This is a genomic window from Palleronia aestuarii (genome assembly GCF_003253995.1).
GTDB lineage: Bacteria > Pseudomonadota > Alphaproteobacteria > Rhodobacterales > Rhodobacteraceae > Palleronia > Palleronia aestuarii.
On record NZ_QKZL01000001.1, the window covers coordinates 280,343 to 296,372 of the forward strand.

Here is a 16,030-nt window from a genome sequence, read left to right on the forward strand (position 1 = left end):
TAGGTATACTGCAAACTCTATCCCCACCTGTCTCGACGATGCTGTTCACGCGCGCTACCGGCCGCTCTGAGGTAGAACCCGGTTGGCCGCAGTTTTGGTGCTATCACCGGATTTTCGCTGCATTGGTCATTCGTGGCGTCAGGTTCGAAGGACGGCTCTCGATCAATTATTAACGACTACGGTCAACGATGTCTGCTCGCATGGCAGCCGCTCCTGTCACAAAATCCGCCCACGCCTGCATGACGGGTGTGCGCCGTTCGAGGAGGTCCGAGCGAGCATAGGATCGTTGCACCTTCTGATCGACCTTATGCGCCATGATCGTTTCGGAGACCTCGTAATCGCAGGCGTTCGTATCCTGCACCCAAGTCCGGAAGCTGGTCCGAAAACCGTGTGGCCGCCCGTCTTCACCCAAGGTCCGCAATCGTTTCTCGAGGGCCGCGGAACTGATCGCTCGTCCCGTCGAGCTGGCGAACATCAGATCGCTGGGGAAGCGCCCGGCCTCTTGGACCATGTCGAGGCACGGCCTGGAAAGCGGCACGCGGAAATCCGTGACGTGATCCACGCCGCCTTTCATGCGGTCCTGCGGTACGGTCCAGACCGTTCCATCGATCTCAGACAACCGAGCCCCCGAACAGCCATTCAGGCGCACCACAGTCAGGATCATCCATCGCAGACAATCGTCCGAGACGTTCGGCTCCGACAAGGCGCGGAACAGTGCGGGGATTTCTTGCCAAGGCGTCGCGGGTGTTGGTTTGGCCACGTAAATCAGCGGACCCAGCATATCCTTCGCAGTGTCTGCGGTCGCCGGGTCACAGAGCGCGCCTTCGGCCCGCATCTCCCGAAAGATAATCCGCAGCCGATTAATCGCCTTCGTGGCGACGCTCGGCTTGTTGGTCCAGATCGGCCGCAGGACGTCGACGAGATCGGACGCTGCGATGATCGAGATTGGCCGGCGCCCCAAGCGCGGGAGGACATGGGTGTCGAGAGGGCTAGTCCACCGGCCACGGCCGCCGCCGTCTCGCAGCTTGTGGCCAATACGCCCAAGCGTTCGCGTCACGGCGTCAGATAGCTTGGGATCGAACCGCGCTGCAGCGGCCTTCTCAGCCGCTCTACGCGCATCCCGCTCGCTCAAAGGGTCACGGCCATCCGCGAGGACCGCCGCCCACTCGTCGCGCCTCTTGCGCGCCGCCGCGAGCGTCACGATTGGCCAAGGCCCGAGGCCCATTTCTCGACGTCTGCCAATGTGGGAATAGCGGAACACCCATTTGCCGGTCGCGCCCTTTTTCACGAGGGCCAAGCCGCCGCCGTCGAACAGCTTTCCAGCCGGCGCGTTCTTTACGGCGATCGCGGTTAGTTTGCGCACTCAGTCCCCCAGCCAGTCCCCCAAGAAGCGTCGCGCTGCGGTGCTTCCTGGTGCAACATCGAGCGACAGGCAGCACTCGAATCGTCCAGTATTTGTTGGGGTATCTGACGCGCGGCGCAACCTTAGCCTACGCGGGTGTGATGTCCTCCTCGGGCACCATTCCACCATCGCGTGAAATCCGCCTGGCGATCGGGCGACGCTATTTCCGGCGCCAGCGCGCGAGGATGACCGCGCCGGCGGCGGCGCCAGCCAGCGCGACGGTGGCGAAGCTCACCAGGATCGAGACCCCGGTGAAGGTCAGGATGAACTCGGCGGTTCGGTCGATCGTGTCGTGGATCATTCATGCATCCCCTGATTGCCGATAGCATAGATAGTGAGGATTTCGATCCGCTTAAGACCGGTCCGGACCTCGCGCTGACAAAGGCTTACCGCGATCGTCCCGTCAGCGCGTCTGGACCACGAGCCAGGTCGCGAGGCCGGGGAAGAGGGTGAGCAGGACCACCGCGAGGAGCAGGAGCAGGAAGAACGGGATCACCATGCGCGTGATCTCGAAGATGCCGCGCCCCGTCAGGCCCTGGATGACAAAGAGGTTGAACCCCAGGGGCGGCGTGATCTGGGCCATTTCCACCACGATGATGAGATAGATGCCGAACCAGATCGGATCGATCCCGACCGCGGCGATCGCCGGCATGATGACGGAGGTGGTCAGCACGACGATCGAGATCCCGTCGAGAAAGAAGCCCAGGACGATGAAGAAGACGGTCAGCACCGCGATCAGCCCGTTCGCCGAGAGGCCGCTCTCGCTGATGATGCCCGCAAGCCCGCGCGGCAGTCCCGAAAAGCTCATGGCCGCGGTCAGGAACGCCGCCCCGAGGATCAGGAAGCCGATCATCGCGGAGGTCCGCGTGGCGCCGAGAAGGGCGGCGCTGAAGCTTTCCCATGTGAGCGAGCGGCCGATCGCCGCGATGGCGAGGGAGCCCGCGACGCCGACGGCTGCGGCTTCCGTCGCGGTGGCGATGCCCGCGTAGATCGACCCCACGACCGCGACGATCAGGCCGATGACCGGGATGAGGAGACGCATGCGGCGCAATTTCTCGGCAAGGCCAAGTTCCGCCTCCACCATCGGATTGGCCGTTCTGTCGAGGCTCGAGGCGATGGCGATGTAGGTCGAGAACAGCACCATCAGGAGCAGCCCGGGAAGGATGCCCGCGATGAAGAGACGGTTGATCGAGACCTGTGCCGCCACGCCGTAGACGATCATCACGATTGAGGGGGGGATGAGGAGGCCCAGCGTTCCGGAACCGCCGAGCGAGCCGATGGAGATGCGCTCGTCGTAGTTCCGCGCCTTGAGCTCGGGTAGCGAGATGCGCCCGATCGTGGCGGTAGTGGCCGCGGAGGACCCGGAAACCGCCGCAAAGACCCCGCAGGCGAGCACGTTGACGTGGACGAGGCCGCCTGGCAGGCGCCCGAGCCAAGGCGAGAGACCGTTGAAGAGGTCTTCGGCCAGTCGCGTGCGATAGAGGATCTCCCCCATCCAGATGAAGAGCGGCAGCGCGGTCAGCGTCCAGCTCGCGCTGTCGCTCCACATCGTCGTGGGAAAGACGGCGTCCGCCGGGCTCGACGTGAACACCGCGATGATGACGAGGCCCGTTGCGATGAGCGCCACGCCCACCCAGACGCCGAGTGCGAGAAGGACGAGGAGGACGCCCGCGAGCGTCAGCGATTGCAGCAGGATATCCATGTTCAGAGCCCCTCCGGCCCGTCGGCCTCGTGTCCGACTTCGACGGGCAGCCCGAGGAAAAGCCGCACCAGGCGCTCGGCGAAGGCGAGCGCGAAGAGCGTCGCGCCGATCGCCATGGCCGATTGCGGGATCCAAAGGGGCGTGGCGACGATGCCCTGGCTCACGTCACCGTAGGTGTAGCTCTCCATCACGTAGCCAATGATCGTCCATGCGCCCCATCCCATGATGCCGAGCGCCAGCGCGGAAGCGACGAGATCGGCGGCGCGGTCGATGCGCGGCGGCAGGAGCTGCCGCAGGGACGTGACCTGGATGTGATCGCCGTGGGTCAGCGCCATCGGCAAAGCGAGGAAGATCGACGCGCTGAGCGACCAGGCGGCGAAATCGTCGGCCGACGGGATCTGCCGCCCAACGAGGCGGAGGGCGATCTGCGCGAGGATCAGCGCCGCGATCATGAAGAGCGCCGCGCCGGCCAGCCAGCCGCAGACGCGAAACACGAGACGGGAAAAGGGCATATGGATCCTTGGCGGATGAACGGGCCGCGCGACGGATGGTTCGTCGCGCGGGATTGCGGGGAACTCAGTTCAGCGCGTCGACGACCTGCTGACCTTCTTCTCCGGTATCTTCCAGCCATTCGGAACGCATCGTGTCGGCGATGCTCTGCAGCATGTCCTCGATACCCGGGGGCGTTTCCGAGACCGTCATGCCGTTCTCGGCAAGCTCGTCGGTATAGGCCTGCGTCTGGTCCTGCGCCATCTGCCAGCCGCGTTCCTGCGCGGTCGCGGCGGCCTCCGTCAAAGCTGTCTGCGCCGCTTCGTCGAGACCGTCGAAGGCACCCTGGTTCACGATCACCATGTTCTTCGGGATAAAGGCACGGACGTCGTAGTAGTAGTCCACGTAATCCCAGGCCTGGCTGTCCACGCCCGTCGCAGGCGAGGTCAGCATGCCGTCGATCACGCCGGTCGAGAAGGCCTGCGCGACTTCGGGCGCCGCGACGTTCGTGGGTACCGCACCGAGGAGTTCCGCGAAGCGCGACGTGGCCGGGCTGTAGGCGCGGAAGCTGATCCCGTCGAAGGCCGACGCGTCCATGACCTCGTTCTCCATGTAGATGCCCTGCGGCGGCCACGGCACCGCGAAGAGCAGCATGAGGCCCTCCTCGGCAAGCATCTCCTCGTAGATCGGTCGGGTCGCGTCCCAGAGCGTGCGGGCTTCCTCGAACGTGGTCGCCAGGAGCGGCACGGCATCGGCGGCATAGAGGGCGTTTTCGTTCGCGAGAGCAGAGATCAGGACCTCCCCGATCGGAACGATCCCGCGCTGCACGCCGCGCTTGAGCTCGGCACGGCCGAGAAGGACGCTGTTGCCGACGACGTCGATCTGGAACGCGCCATCCGTCGCCTCCGACACGTCGTCCGCGAACTCGATGAGGTTCTGGGTGAGGTAATTGCCCTCCGGCGCATCGGCCGACAATTGCCAGTTCTGCGCGCCCGCAGCGCTTGCCAACACCGTCAGGCAGGCTGCCGTCATCGCGATCTGTCGCATACAGTCTCTTCCTTTCACTCGGTGGTGTCCGTCAATCCGAGGGAACCACATCCCCCCGACGCTCCTGCGGAATGTCGTCTGGGGTCAAGACCCATCGGGCCGCGGTCGCCCTTTCTTCGGGTGGAATGCCCGTGATTTATTCTCCGAGGCGGGCAGGAAAACGCTTTCTCTACCGCTAGGAAAAACGCGAGGTCGCGGTCGACTTGCATCTCCGGTCCAGCGAGCGGTCCCTGTCCCGTGCTTCTTTTTCCGACATGGTTGCAGATGGTCTTCGGGAACGCGACCGGCGGATCCGACTTTGCAATCGCGGTCGTGCAAGTGAGGCTCCTGCGCACGTTCGCCCCCTGCGGCGCGTTGCGGTGTCAATCGTTGCGCCCTATGCCGTCCGGACGCCCGCCGCGATCCTTCTGCCCCAGGAGAAACGGAAATGCCCCTTTTCCATGGACTTTCGGCCTTCCCGCTTACGCCCACCGATATGGATGGCCGCGTCGATACCGACAGTCTTCGCCGGATCCTCGACCGGCTCGTCGCGGCCGAGGTCCATTCGGTGGGACTGCTGGGCAGCACGGGGGGCTATGCCTATCTCGATCGCGCCGAGCGGCGCCGCGCGGTCGAGGCGGCGGCCGGACACCTCGCCGGACGGGTGCCGCTCGTCGTGGGGGTGGGAGCGCTGCGCACCGATGCAGCGATGGCGCTCGCGCAAGATGCGCGCGCGGCCGGTGCGGACGGCCTGCTCCTCGCGCCGGTATCCTACACGCCCCTGACCGAGGATGAGGTCTTCGTCCATGTCCGGGCCGTTGCGGAGGCCGGGGGGTTGCCGCTCTGCCTCTACAACAATCCATCGACAACGCATTTCATCTTCACGACGGAGCTGATCGCCCGTCTTGCGGCGCTCGACGAAATCGTTGCAATTAAGATGCCGCTGCCCGCGGGTCGGACCATCGCGGACGAAATCGTGGAGCTGCGCGGGCGCGTGCCCGACGGTTTCGCGATCGGCTATAGCGGCGATTGGGGCTGCGCCGAGGCGCTCCTTGAGGGGGCGGATGCCTGGTTCAGTGTTCTCGGCGGTCTTTTCCCGCGCACGTCCATGAGGATCGTCGCGGCCGCGAGAGACGGAGATGCCGCGACGGTCCACGAGATCGATGCCCGGCTCGGTTCGACATGGGATCTCTTCCGCCAGCATGGCAGCCTTCGCGTGGTCTATGCCATGGCGCGGATGCTGGACCTGACGAAGGCCGAACCGCCCCGCCCGATCCTGCCGTTGCCGACCGAAGAGGAGCCGCGGATCCGCGCGGCGATGGCGGAGATCGACGAGCTAGAGGGAAAAGCGAAAAGCGCGATCGGCGAATAGGCCGACCGCGTCACATCGCAACATTGCGAAGAGAGGCGAGGCCGCGAATTTAGATCGCCGCCTCGCCTCGGCCGTTTCTCCGTAGCGATCAGCCGATGCGACCGCCGCCCTGCTTGGTGATCGCGACGACGGCCGGGCGGACCGGCATGTCATCGCGGAAATCCGGCCAGCGGGTGGAGAGATCCTCGTAATAGCTCGGGCGGCCGAACGGCTCCCAATCCTCGCCGCCATCGCCCGGATGCTGCACGGCGACGAAGAAGGTGGCGAGGTCGGGCGTGGGGCAGGGACCGCACATCTCGGCCCCGATCGGTACCCGGTAGAAGAGCCGCGAGGTCCCGCGGGCTTCGCCTTCCGTATCCATCGCCCAGAGACCGTCGGTCCGCCCCGTCGCCGCGGGCGAGTTCCCGTCGGTGGAGATCCAGAGCCGCCCATCACTGTCCACGGCGCAATTGTCGGGCATGCCGAACCAGCCGTTCTCGGTCGTCGCGGTCGAGAAGGTCGCCCCCACTTCGGCGATGGACGGATCGCCGCATTGCACGAGAATTTCCCAGGTCCCGGACGTGGCGGCGAAATCGCCGCCCTCCTCGGCGATCTCGACGATGTGGCCGAAGGCGTTGTCGATGCGGGGATTGGCATCGTTGGCCTCTTCCCGCCGCGTGTTGTTCGTCAGCATGACGTAGACGCGTCCATTGGCGCCGTTGGGCTCGATATCCTCGGGCCGATCCATGGGGGTGGCCTCGAGAAGATCGGCCGCGTGGCGCGTCTCGATCAGCACGTCGGCCTGGCTCTCGAACCCGTTCTCTGCCGTCAGCGGACCTTCGCCGTGGGTGAGCGGCAGCCATGCGACCGTCCCGTCCTCCTCGAAGCGCGCGACGTAGAGCGTGCCGTCGTCGAGGAGGTCCATGTTGGCGGCGCGATCGTCGGGGTTGTAGGTGCCCGCGGTGACGAACTTGTAGACATAGTCGAACCGTTCGTCGTCGCCGAGATAGAAGACGACCTGACCGCCCGGCGCGACGATGCTTTCCGCCCCTTCATGCTTGAAGCGGCCGAGCGCGGTGCGCTTTTTCGGCGTCGATTGCGGATCCTCGACATCGACCTCGACCACCCAGCCGAAGCGGTTCGGCTCGTTGGGCTCGGCAGAGAGGTCGAAGCGATCGTGGAACCGGCCCCACTCGTAGCTCTCGCCCGGCACGCCGTAGCGCTCGTAATTGGCGGTCTCGGGATGGCCTTCGGGGAGGGTCCCGATGAAGTAGCCGTGGAAGTTCTCCTCGGCCATGATGTAGGTGCCCCAGGGCGTTACGCCGCCAGCGCAATTGTTGATTGTCCCCAAAACCTCGCGGCCGGTCGGATCGGCGGAGGTCTGCAGGCGGGCATGGCCCGCGACGGGGCCCGTCACTTCCATCGGCGTCTTCGCGGTGATGCGCCGATTGCGCGCGCCGTCGAGTACCGGCGTCCACGCTCCGTTGTCGCGGCGGATCTCGATGATCGTGCCGCCATGCGCGGCCATCTCCACGTCCGCGCGCCATTGGTCGGCGGGTGCGACCACGACCTCGGGCTCGACCGGTTCGGCGGGGGTGAGCTCGGCCTCGGTGGACGTCTGCTCGCCAGCCTCCGCGGTCTCCTCGTCGGGTGCGACGGCCGGCGGGGTCTGGGCGTTGCGGATCGTCACGATGCCGGGGAACATCAGGTGTTCATTGGTGTATTCGTGATTGACGACGAGGATGCCGTGCTCCGACGATCCATCGATCGGGATGTATCCCACGAAATCGTTGTTGTAGCCGAATTGCCGTTCCTGCGCGGCCGCGCTCTGGTTCGTCGGATCGAAGTCCGGCGCGTCGGCGAAGATCGGATCGCCCCAGCGCAGCAGCACGTCCGCGTCGTAGCCCTCGGCGACGTGATGCGTCTCGTCGACGCCCGCCACGACTTCGGAGAAGTCGAAGGCCGATCCCTGCTGGGCCTGGGCGGGCCGGGCCGACATCAGCGCCGCGGGGCTGACCGTCGCGCTGATCGCCGTCGCCGCCATCGACCCTTTCAGAAATCCCCGGCGGGTGAAACGGGCGGCGATGATCTCTCCCATCGTCCGGTTGCTCGACGGATTCGTTCCGGGTCCATCGGCGGCTTCGAGTTGGCTGGTCTGAAAGAATCGACGTGAATGTTCGGTCATGTCTGGCTTTTCCTCGATCACGGCAGAAGGTCGCGGCCTCCGGGCGCGCAACCTTCGCCGGGTTCTAGGAGCGGTTTGTAACAGGCCGGTGATGACCGACGTGGTTTTCCCTCGCGAAAAGGTCGCCGAGGAAAATGTCACTGTTCGACCGGAATGCCGCGCTTTCTATCCGCGTGCGACACGTATCGTTCAGCGCCCGGTATAGGTCGAGACGGCCTCTTCCGCGATCTCCTGAAGGAACGCGACGTCCTCGGACGGGATCGCGCCGTAGTAATCGTAGGCATTGCCAACGACCGACTTGTCGTAGAGCGCCGCATAGACCGTGGCCGAGGCGAGATAGGTTCCCAGGAGCGTCGGGTGGCTGCCGTCGAAGGATTTGTGCAGCTCGATCTCCGGCCGCGCCTCGTAGGCGAGCTCGAAGGCGAGGCCCACGGGGATGACGAGGGCACCCACCTCGTTGCCCGTCTCCGTATAGGTCCGGTCGATCATCGAGAACATCTCGGGATCGTACGAATCGTTGGCCTCGGTATAGGCGGGCGTCATGTAGAGCGCGACCTCGGCGCCATGCTCCTCGATCTGCCCGGCATCCTCCTCGACAGCGGTGGCGAAGCGCTCGCGCTTCTCCTCGGTCGTGGCCGCGGTGCTATGGCCTTGCAGGATCACGACGTCGAACGGTTCGTCGATCCCCAGGTGCCCGGGCTCGAGAAGGACCGAGAGGTCGTGCTGATCGAGATAGGCCCCCGAGATCGTCGCGGACTTGTAGCTGAAATCGCCATCCGGATAGGCTTCGCGGGCCAGGCGGACGACGTGGTTGTGAACGGAGTCCCCATAATAGAGATAACTGTTTCCGACGAAGAGGATCCGCTCGGGTGTTTCCTCCGACAGCGTCGTCTTATCGGGGGCCGGAGCGTCCTGGGCCAGGCCCGGCGTGGCCAGGGCCATCATGGCGGCCAGCATGAAGGTCGTGCGCATCGATGTTTCCTCCCAATCGACAATGCGGCCCGTGGCCGCAAAAGCCACTACGGCACATCGATCCGCGCGAGGGAAGGACCCGCTGAGGTAGAACGGTCGGTGACGATGCCGGCGGCCATGGCACGAGGGCGCGGGCCCGATCGTGCCGCATCGCGCTTGCTGGACCGGGATGGGCCCGTGTACCTTGGCGCGATCCTCTGCCGTTCTAGCGCGGTAAAAGGTATCAGGTAGGGCAGACGGCGCGGGGAGGGGCATGATCGGCAGTGGCATGGGGAGGTTGGCTGCCATCGGCAGGCGCTATCCGGTGACGTTCGTGTTGCCGGTCGTCCTTGCGGTCGCGACGCTCGCCTTTTTCAGCTTTGCGCAGCACGCGCGCGACAATGTTGCCGACGAGGCCGAGGCGATGCTCGACCGGGCGCGGGTCACGCTCGACAACTGGTTTGACCGGTACCGTGCGCTTCCCGCCCTCTACGCGCGCGACCCCCGCATCATCGACGCGCTCGCCGGTGATCCGCAGCCGGGCACGCTCGATCCGGTGAGCCGGGAACTCGCCGCCTGGAACGACGTCGCGAACACGCTCGACACCTATATCCTGAACCGCGCCGGGACCGCCGTCGCCGCGTCCAACTGGCAGAAGAACCAGAGCTTTGTCGGCCAGAACTACGCGTTCCGGCCATACTTCGCCGAAGCGATCTCCGGCCGGGAGACGGGCTTCTTCGGGCTCGGGACGGTTTCGGGGCTGCGCGGCTACTTTCTCTCCGCGCCCGTGGTGCGCGACGGGCGGATCCTCGGGGTCGTGGTTCTCAAGATCCCGATCTTGGGCCTCGAAGAGGCACTCGATTACGCGCCTCATTCGATTTTCGTCACCGACACGGCGGGGGTCGCCATCATTTCGGGTAATCCGGTCCTGCGGATGACGGCGACGGGGCCCGTAGACGCCCAAGAGCAGCAGGTGATCGACCGGACCCGGCGCTACGATCTCGCCGAGATCGGCCCGGCGCCTCTCGAGGTGGCGGGGCGTTGGGCGGACGGTTACGTGCTCTCCCATGCGCCGATGGCCGCCGATCCCGACATGATGGGTACGCATCTGAGCCTGTCGCGGGAATTGGAGATCGACGATTGGCGGTTGCAGCTCCTCTACGATCTCGGCGCCTTCCGTGGCCGGCTCTGGTCCGTGGGAGCGGCCATCGCGGCGAGCGCCGTTGCGGTCATAGCTCTCGTCATGCTGGCCCTGCAGCGGCGGCAGAGGCTGATCGACCGGCTCGCAGACCGCGAACGCGACCGTGCGAAGCTTGCCCGGCGGGTCGAGCGGCGGACCCGCGAACTCTCCACGGCGAATGTCCGGCTCGAGGCCGAGGTCGTCGAACGCCGCACGGCGGAGGAGACGTTGCGCCGGACGCAGAACGAACTCGTGCAGGCCGGAAAGCTCGCGGCGCTGGGTCAGATGTCAGCGGCGCTGAGCCACGAGTTCAACCAACCGCTGACGGCGATCCGCACCTACACGGAGAACGCCGCCGCCTTCTACGAGGCGGGCCGCGGCGACCGCGCGGCGGAGAATCTCGCGCGGGTCCTGCGGCTGACGGAAAGGGTGGCGCAGCTGTCCAAGCACCTGACGCGGTTCGCGCGGCGTTCCGGCGACGACGTGACGCCCACGGCGCTCGCTCCGATCGTGGAGGAGGCGCTGGGTCTTCTCGCGGCACGGATCGGACGGTCGGGAGCGCGCGTCTGCGTGACGGGAACCGAGGACGTCGTCGTGCTCGGCGGTGCCGTCCGTCTCCAGCACGTGCTGATGAACCTTATCACAAACGCGATCGATGCGGCCCGGCCCGATGCGACGCCAGAAATTGAGATCGACGTGGCGCGACACGGCGCGGATGTCGAAATATCGGTCTGCGACGACGGTACCGGGATCGCGGACGAGACGCTGCCCAAGATCTTCGACCCGTTCTTCACGACGAAGGAGGTCGGCCGGGGATTGGGCCTCGGGCTGTCGATCTGCTTTAATATCGTGAGGGATTTCGGCGGCACGATGCGCGCGGAGCCTCGCCCCGGCGGCGGAACGCGGATGGTGGTCCTGCTCCGCTCCGTGCCCGCCGAGCGGCTGGCGGCCGAATGAGCGGCGGTCAGGTCTTCCTCGTGGACGACGACGAGGACGTGCGGATTTCCGTCGTCCAGACGCTCGAGATGCGTGGATTCGAGGCGACGGGCTTCGCGCGGGCAGAGGCCGCGCTCGAGCGGATCGGGCCGGATTTCGCGGGGATCGTCGTGTGCGACATGCGGATGCCCGGGATGGACGGCATGGCGTTCCTCGACGCGGCGCTGGGCCGCGATGCCGACCTGCCCATCCTGCTGATCACGGGGCACGGGGAGGTCGCCCTTGCCGTCGAGGCGCTTGGGCGGGGGGCCTACGATTTCATCGAGAAGCCCTTTGCGCAGGATCGACTGATCGGCGCGGTGGAGCGTGCGCTCGACAAGCGTCGCATGACGCTGGAACTGCGCGCATTGCGTCGCGGCGCGACGGACGCGGGGCCGCTCGAGGGCATGGTGCTCGGCCGGACGCCGGAGATCGAGGCGTTGCGCCAGAAGATCCGGACGATCGCCGCGAGCCATCTCGACGTGCTGATCGTCGGGGCCACCGGGACCGGGAAGGAGCGAGTGGCCCGCGCGATCCATGCGCTCTCCGACGCCTCCCACCGGCCTTTCGTCGCGATCAATCTCGCGGCCCTCCCCCTCGATCAGGTGGAGACGGAACTCTTCGGTTTCGTCAGCAACGCCTTTCCGGGTGCGAGCCGGGCGCGGATCGGCCGTCTCGAGCATGGCAGGGGAGGCACGATCCTCCTCGACGAGATCAGCTCCGCTCCGCTCTCCACGCAGGCAAAGCTCCTTCGCGTGCTCGAGGAACGGGCGGTGACGCCGATCGGGGCGAGCGAGGCGGTGCCGCTCGACGCGCGATTCATCACGTCGAGCCGCATTTCCCTGGAGGAGCAGGCGGCCGACGGTCGGTTCCGCGACGATCTGCTCTACCGCCTCAATCCGGTGACATTGCACGTGCCCGACCTGACCGAGAGGCGCAGCGACATTCCCTACCTTTTCACGGCTTTCGTGGGCGAGGCGGCCGAGCGGCTGGAGCGGGACGTACCGGAAATATCGCCCGATCTCCTGCTGCGAATGTCGAGCCGCGACTGGCCCGGCAATCTGCGCGAGTTGCGCAATGCGGCCGAACTTTTCGTGCTGGGCCTCGACGGCGGTGCGCGGGCGACGGGAGAGGTGGAGACGCTGGCCGCGCGGCTCGACCGGGTCGAGCGCGACATCATCGCGAGTACGCTCGCCATTCACGGCGGCAATCTCAAGGCGACTTACGAGCGGCTCGGGATAGGCCGCAAGACGCTATACGAGAAGCTGCAGAAACACGGTCTGCGGCGCGAGGATTTTGCCGGTCCGACCGAATGACGCGCGGGCCCCCGGGGAGAGGGGCCCGTGCAAAGGCTCGGCGCGATCAGCTCGCGCTTTCGCCGGCGTTCTTTGAGAGAAGTTCGCGCGCGGTGATGTTCGCGTCCATCATCCGGTGCGTGCCATAGGCGATGGCTACGAGAAGGATGCCCAGGAGGTCGCTCAGGATGCCGCCCTCGATGAGCGACAGTGCCGCGAGGATCAGTGCGATGCGCGTGATCCAGCCCGACCGGCCGAGGATGAACCATCCCTGCACGCCCGAAGACAGCAGGTAGACGCCGATGATCGCGGTCACTGCGGCCCGCAGGATCTCGAGGATCGTACCGTCCATCAGGATGGCCGCGTTGTAGAAGAACATGAACGGCACGATGAAGGCCGCGATGCCGATCTTGAACGAGGCTGTCGACGTCTCCATCGCGTTCGCGCCCGAGATACCTGCCGCGGCATAGCTCGCGAGCGCCACGGGCGGCGTGATCGCGGAGAGAACCGCGAAGTAGAACACGAAGAAATGGGCGACCAGCGGCTGGATCCCGAGCTGAACGAGCCCCGGCGCCACGACGGAGGCCGCCACGGCATAGGCCGCCGTGGTGGGCATCCCCATCCCGAGAAGGATCGAGATGCACATCGCGAAGAACAGCGCCAGAAGCTGCGAGGTCGAGGCGAGGTTCAGCAGCACCGAGGAGAAGCGCGCGCCGACGCCGGTGAGGCTGATGACGCCCACGATGATGCCCGCACAGGCGCAGACCGCGATGATCTGGATCGACATGATCCCCGCGAGTTCGAACGCCTTGCCGACCTGCTTCGGTCCCATCCAGTGCACGGTGAACCAGGAGACGACCATCGCGGCAAGCGTGGCGTAGACGCCCGCACGGATCACCGAATAGCCCATGAAAAGCGCGATGATCAGGATCACGATCGGGATGAAGAGGAAGATCCTCTTCACCAGCTTGCGGGCCTGCGGGATCTGATCCTCGGGCATCCCTTTCATGCCCAGCTTCGCCGCCTCGAAATCGACCATGAAGTAGACCGAGACGAAGTAGAGGATCGCAGGAATGATCGCGGCGATGGCGATCTCGGTGTAGGGGATGCCGGTGATCTCGGCCATGATGAACGCGCCCGCGCCCATGATCGGCGGCACGATCTGTCCCCCGGTGGAGGCCGCGGCCTCGATCGCGCCCGCGGTCTTGGGCTTGTAGCCCACGCGCTTCATCAGCGGGATCGTGAGCGAGCCCGTGGCCACGACGTTGCCTGCGGAGGTGCCGTTGATCATGCCCATGAGGCCGGAGGCGAAGATCGCCACCTTGGCCGGGCCGCCCCGCGCCTTTCCGGCGAGCGAGAAGGCGAAGTTGACGAAGTAGTCGCCGACCTTCGAGGCCTGTAGGAAGGCCGCGAAGATAATGAAAAGGATGATGTAGGTCGAGGAGACCGCCGTCGTCGGCCCGAGGATCCCGGCATCGGTATAGAGCTGGCTGAAGAAGCGGCCCCACTCGATGGGCGGAGAGTTGAGAAAGCCCGGCAGGTACTGACCGGTGAAGACGTAGACGAGGAAGACGAGCGAGATGACGACGAGGGCGAGGCCCGCCACGCGGCGCGTCATCTCCATGATGAGCACGGATCCCGCCACCGCGGCCATCGAGATGCCGATGGGCGCGAAGGGCGTGCCGGTGGAGTTGCGCATCAGCGTGCCGAAGATCGTGATGAGGTAGACGGCCACGGCCACGGCGCAGATGCAGAGCACCAGATCGGGGACAGCGAAGCCGGACCGGATGCGCCGATGCTGCCAGCTGAGCGCCGTCGCGCCCGCGGTCGCGACCCAGAGCGGGACACCGTAGAGCCAGATTTCGTTGAAGCGGATGGAGGCGTCCATCCCGTTCCACATGACGCCGCCGGAAATCTGCAGGGCAAACCAGATCGCGACGCCGAGCGACAGGAGCGCTGGCGCGGCGAGCACGAGTGCGATCATGCCGAGAACCCGCGTCTCGCCCTCCTCATGGTCGGGGAACGCGTTCGGCGCGTAGAGCAGGAAGCCCAGGATCAGGGCGCCGGCCACGTGGACGATGCGGAAGTTCCAGGTTTCCATCGGGAAGGTCGGCAAGAAGGGGATCGAGATCCCCGTCATGCTCGAGATCGACACGCCGGTCAGGGCGGCCATGTGGAACGCGGCGTAGAGCCCCGCGGCAACGGAGATCGCGATCAGCTGCCAGCCCTCGAACAGGCGACGATTGTCCTCGATCGCCTCCTCGTCCACGCCCTCTGCGATCACGCGTTCTTCTTCTATTCGCTGGCTGTCGGCCATCGCGCCCTCCCTAGTGTCTGACGGGCCCCGGCAAGCGGCGCCGGGACCCGAACCGGATCAAGTTTTTGCGTCAGCCGCCGTGGATCATGTCGTCGGAGATCTCGACATCGGTGTTTTCCCGGAACCACCGCGCGGCGCCCGGATGCCAGGGCAGGACGGTGTTCTGGCTCGCATTCTCCGGGATCGTTGCCTGCGCGGAGCGATGGATGTTCACCATCCGCTCGTTGTCCGACATCACCACGTCGACGACGGCGTTGACGAGGCTCTCGGGCAGGTCGCAATTGGCGATAGCGAAGTTCCACATCGCCACGGAATTCGCCGGCTCGCTCAGCGACGAATAGGTTTCCGCCGGGATCTCGAACTCGGAAACCGGGAACGTGTCGATGAGCTGCTGCTGCTGCTCGTCGGTGAAGGGGATGATGTTCACATCCGTCTGCACCTCGAGCTGGCTCACGGCCGGGATCGGGATGCCCGCCGCGAAGGCGATGACGTCGAGGAGCCCGTCCTGAAGCTGGCCGCCGAGATCGGACCAGCCGCCGTTGCGCCGTTCGTAGCTCACGCCGAGCTCTTCGAGCATCCGCGGGAAATACGTGTCGGACGTCGAGCCTGCGGGGCCGAAGCCGATCCGTGCGCCGTCGGGGATGCTCTCGATGCTGTCGATGCCAGATGCGGAAAGGGCGGTCACCGAGAACGGCGTCTGGTACATCGGGAAGATGGCGCAGGCATTGTCCATGGCGAGGCCGGGCGCGATCGGGTTCTGCCCTTCCATGCTTTCGCGTGCCGGCCCGAGCGTCGTCAGTCCGAAGGCGAGATCGCCGGTATGGACGAGTGCCATGTTCTGCATGGGTCCGCCGGTGACTTCCGCCCCGCCGGAGATGCCGAGCTCGTCGCCGACGAGGTTCGCCCAGCCGGAGCCATAGGCGAAATAGGTTCCGCCCTGGCTCGCCGTGCCGACGGTGAAGCTCGACGGCCAGTCCGAGCGGTCCGCTTCCTGTGCGGTGGCAAAACCGGCTGCGAGGGTGCAGGCCGCTGCGATCGTGAATTGAGTCTTCATGTGCTCCTCCAGAATTCTGGCCGACCGGGAATGAGGTCCGGGGTCGGCCGGTGTCGAGACAGAACCTCACTGCATACCGGCATTGCAACATTCGTGGGTCACG

The 16,030-nt window shown here is 65.9% G+C and carries 12 protein-coding genes; 3 read left to right on the forward strand and 9 right to left on the reverse strand.

Annotated features, from left to right (window positions below; genetic code table 11):
* Positions 1-169: 169 nt before the first annotated feature.
* The 5 genes from LX81_RS01470 to LX81_RS01485 all read right to left on the reverse strand — a co-directional run bounded on the left by LX81_RS01470 (position 170) and on the right by LX81_RS01485 (position 4,640).
* Complete coding sequence (locus LX81_RS01470) at positions 170-1,363, reverse strand: tyrosine-type recombinase/integrase (RefSeq protein WP_111535502.1); 1,194 nt, start codon at positions 1,361-1,363, stop codon at positions 170-172.
* A gap of 199 nt (positions 1,364-1,562) precedes the next feature.
* Positions 1,563-1,703 carry a hypothetical protein gene (locus LX81_RS22070; RefSeq protein WP_170133816.1) on the reverse strand — a complete coding sequence of 47 codons (141 nt, stop codon included), beginning with the start codon at positions 1,701-1,703 and terminating at the stop codon, positions 1,563-1,565.
* Positions 1,704-1,805: 102 nt separating this feature from the next.
* Positions 1,806-3,104, reverse strand: a complete 1,299-nt coding sequence (locus LX81_RS01475; RefSeq protein ID WP_111535503.1) for a TRAP transporter large permease — start codon at positions 3,102-3,104, stop codon at positions 1,806-1,808.
* A 2-nt stretch (positions 3,105-3,106) separates the two neighbouring features.
* Entirely contained in the window at positions 3,107-3,616 is a 510-nt protein-coding gene (locus LX81_RS01480) for a TRAP transporter small permease (protein ID WP_111535504.1), read from the reverse strand.
* A 64-nt stretch (positions 3,617-3,680) separates the two neighbouring features.
* A complete protein-coding gene (locus LX81_RS01485) occupies positions 3,681-4,640 on the reverse strand; it encodes a TRAP transporter substrate-binding protein (RefSeq protein WP_111535505.1) in 960 nt (319 codons plus the stop codon).
* A 427-nt stretch (positions 4,641-5,067) separates the two neighbouring features.
* Here LX81_RS01485 and LX81_RS01490 point away from each other — a divergent pair, with 427 nt between their 5' ends.
* Positions 5,068-5,991: a dihydrodipicolinate synthase family protein gene (locus tag LX81_RS01490; protein ID WP_111535506.1), complete on the forward strand. Its 924-nt coding sequence runs from the start codon at positions 5,068-5,070 to the stop codon at positions 5,989-5,991.
* An 88-nt stretch (positions 5,992-6,079) separates the two neighbouring features.
* Here LX81_RS01490 and LX81_RS01495 read toward each other — a convergent pair whose 3' ends face one another.
* Both LX81_RS01495 and LX81_RS01500 read right to left on the reverse strand, forming a co-directional pair.
* Complete coding sequence (locus LX81_RS01495) at positions 6,080-8,155, reverse strand: PhoX family protein (RefSeq protein WP_170133817.1); 2,076 nt, start codon at positions 8,153-8,155, stop codon at positions 6,080-6,082.
* A 189-nt stretch (positions 8,156-8,344) separates the two neighbouring features.
* Positions 8,345-9,127, reverse strand: coding sequence for an SGNH/GDSL hydrolase family protein (locus LX81_RS01500; RefSeq protein ID WP_111535507.1), 783 nt, complete (start codon positions 9,125-9,127; stop codon positions 8,345-8,347).
* Positions 9,128-9,380: 253 nt separating this feature from the next.
* On the opposite strand from LX81_RS01500, the gene LX81_RS01505 reads away from it, so the two are divergent.
* Positions 9,381-11,243: a sensor histidine kinase gene (locus tag LX81_RS01505; protein WP_111535508.1), complete on the forward strand. Its 1,863-nt coding sequence runs from the start codon at positions 9,381-9,383 to the stop codon at positions 11,241-11,243.
* Positions 11,240-12,577, forward strand: a complete 1,338-nt coding sequence (locus tag LX81_RS01510) for a sigma-54-dependent transcriptional regulator (protein WP_111535509.1) — start codon at positions 11,240-11,242, stop codon at positions 12,575-12,577. The genes LX81_RS01505 and LX81_RS01510 overlap by 4 nt, the downstream gene beginning before the upstream one ends.
* A 46-nt stretch (positions 12,578-12,623) precedes the next feature.
* Here the strand turns inward: LX81_RS01510 and LX81_RS01515 are convergent, their stop codons facing one another.
* Entirely contained in the window at positions 12,624-14,873 is a 2,250-nt protein-coding gene (locus LX81_RS01515; RefSeq protein WP_111535510.1) for a TRAP transporter permease, read from the reverse strand.
* A 70-nt stretch (positions 14,874-14,943) separates the two neighbouring features.
* A complete protein-coding gene (locus LX81_RS01520) occupies positions 14,944-15,927 on the reverse strand; it encodes a TAXI family TRAP transporter solute-binding subunit (RefSeq protein ID WP_111535511.1) in 984 nt (327 codons plus the stop codon).
* Positions 15,928-16,030 lie beyond the last annotated feature (103 nt).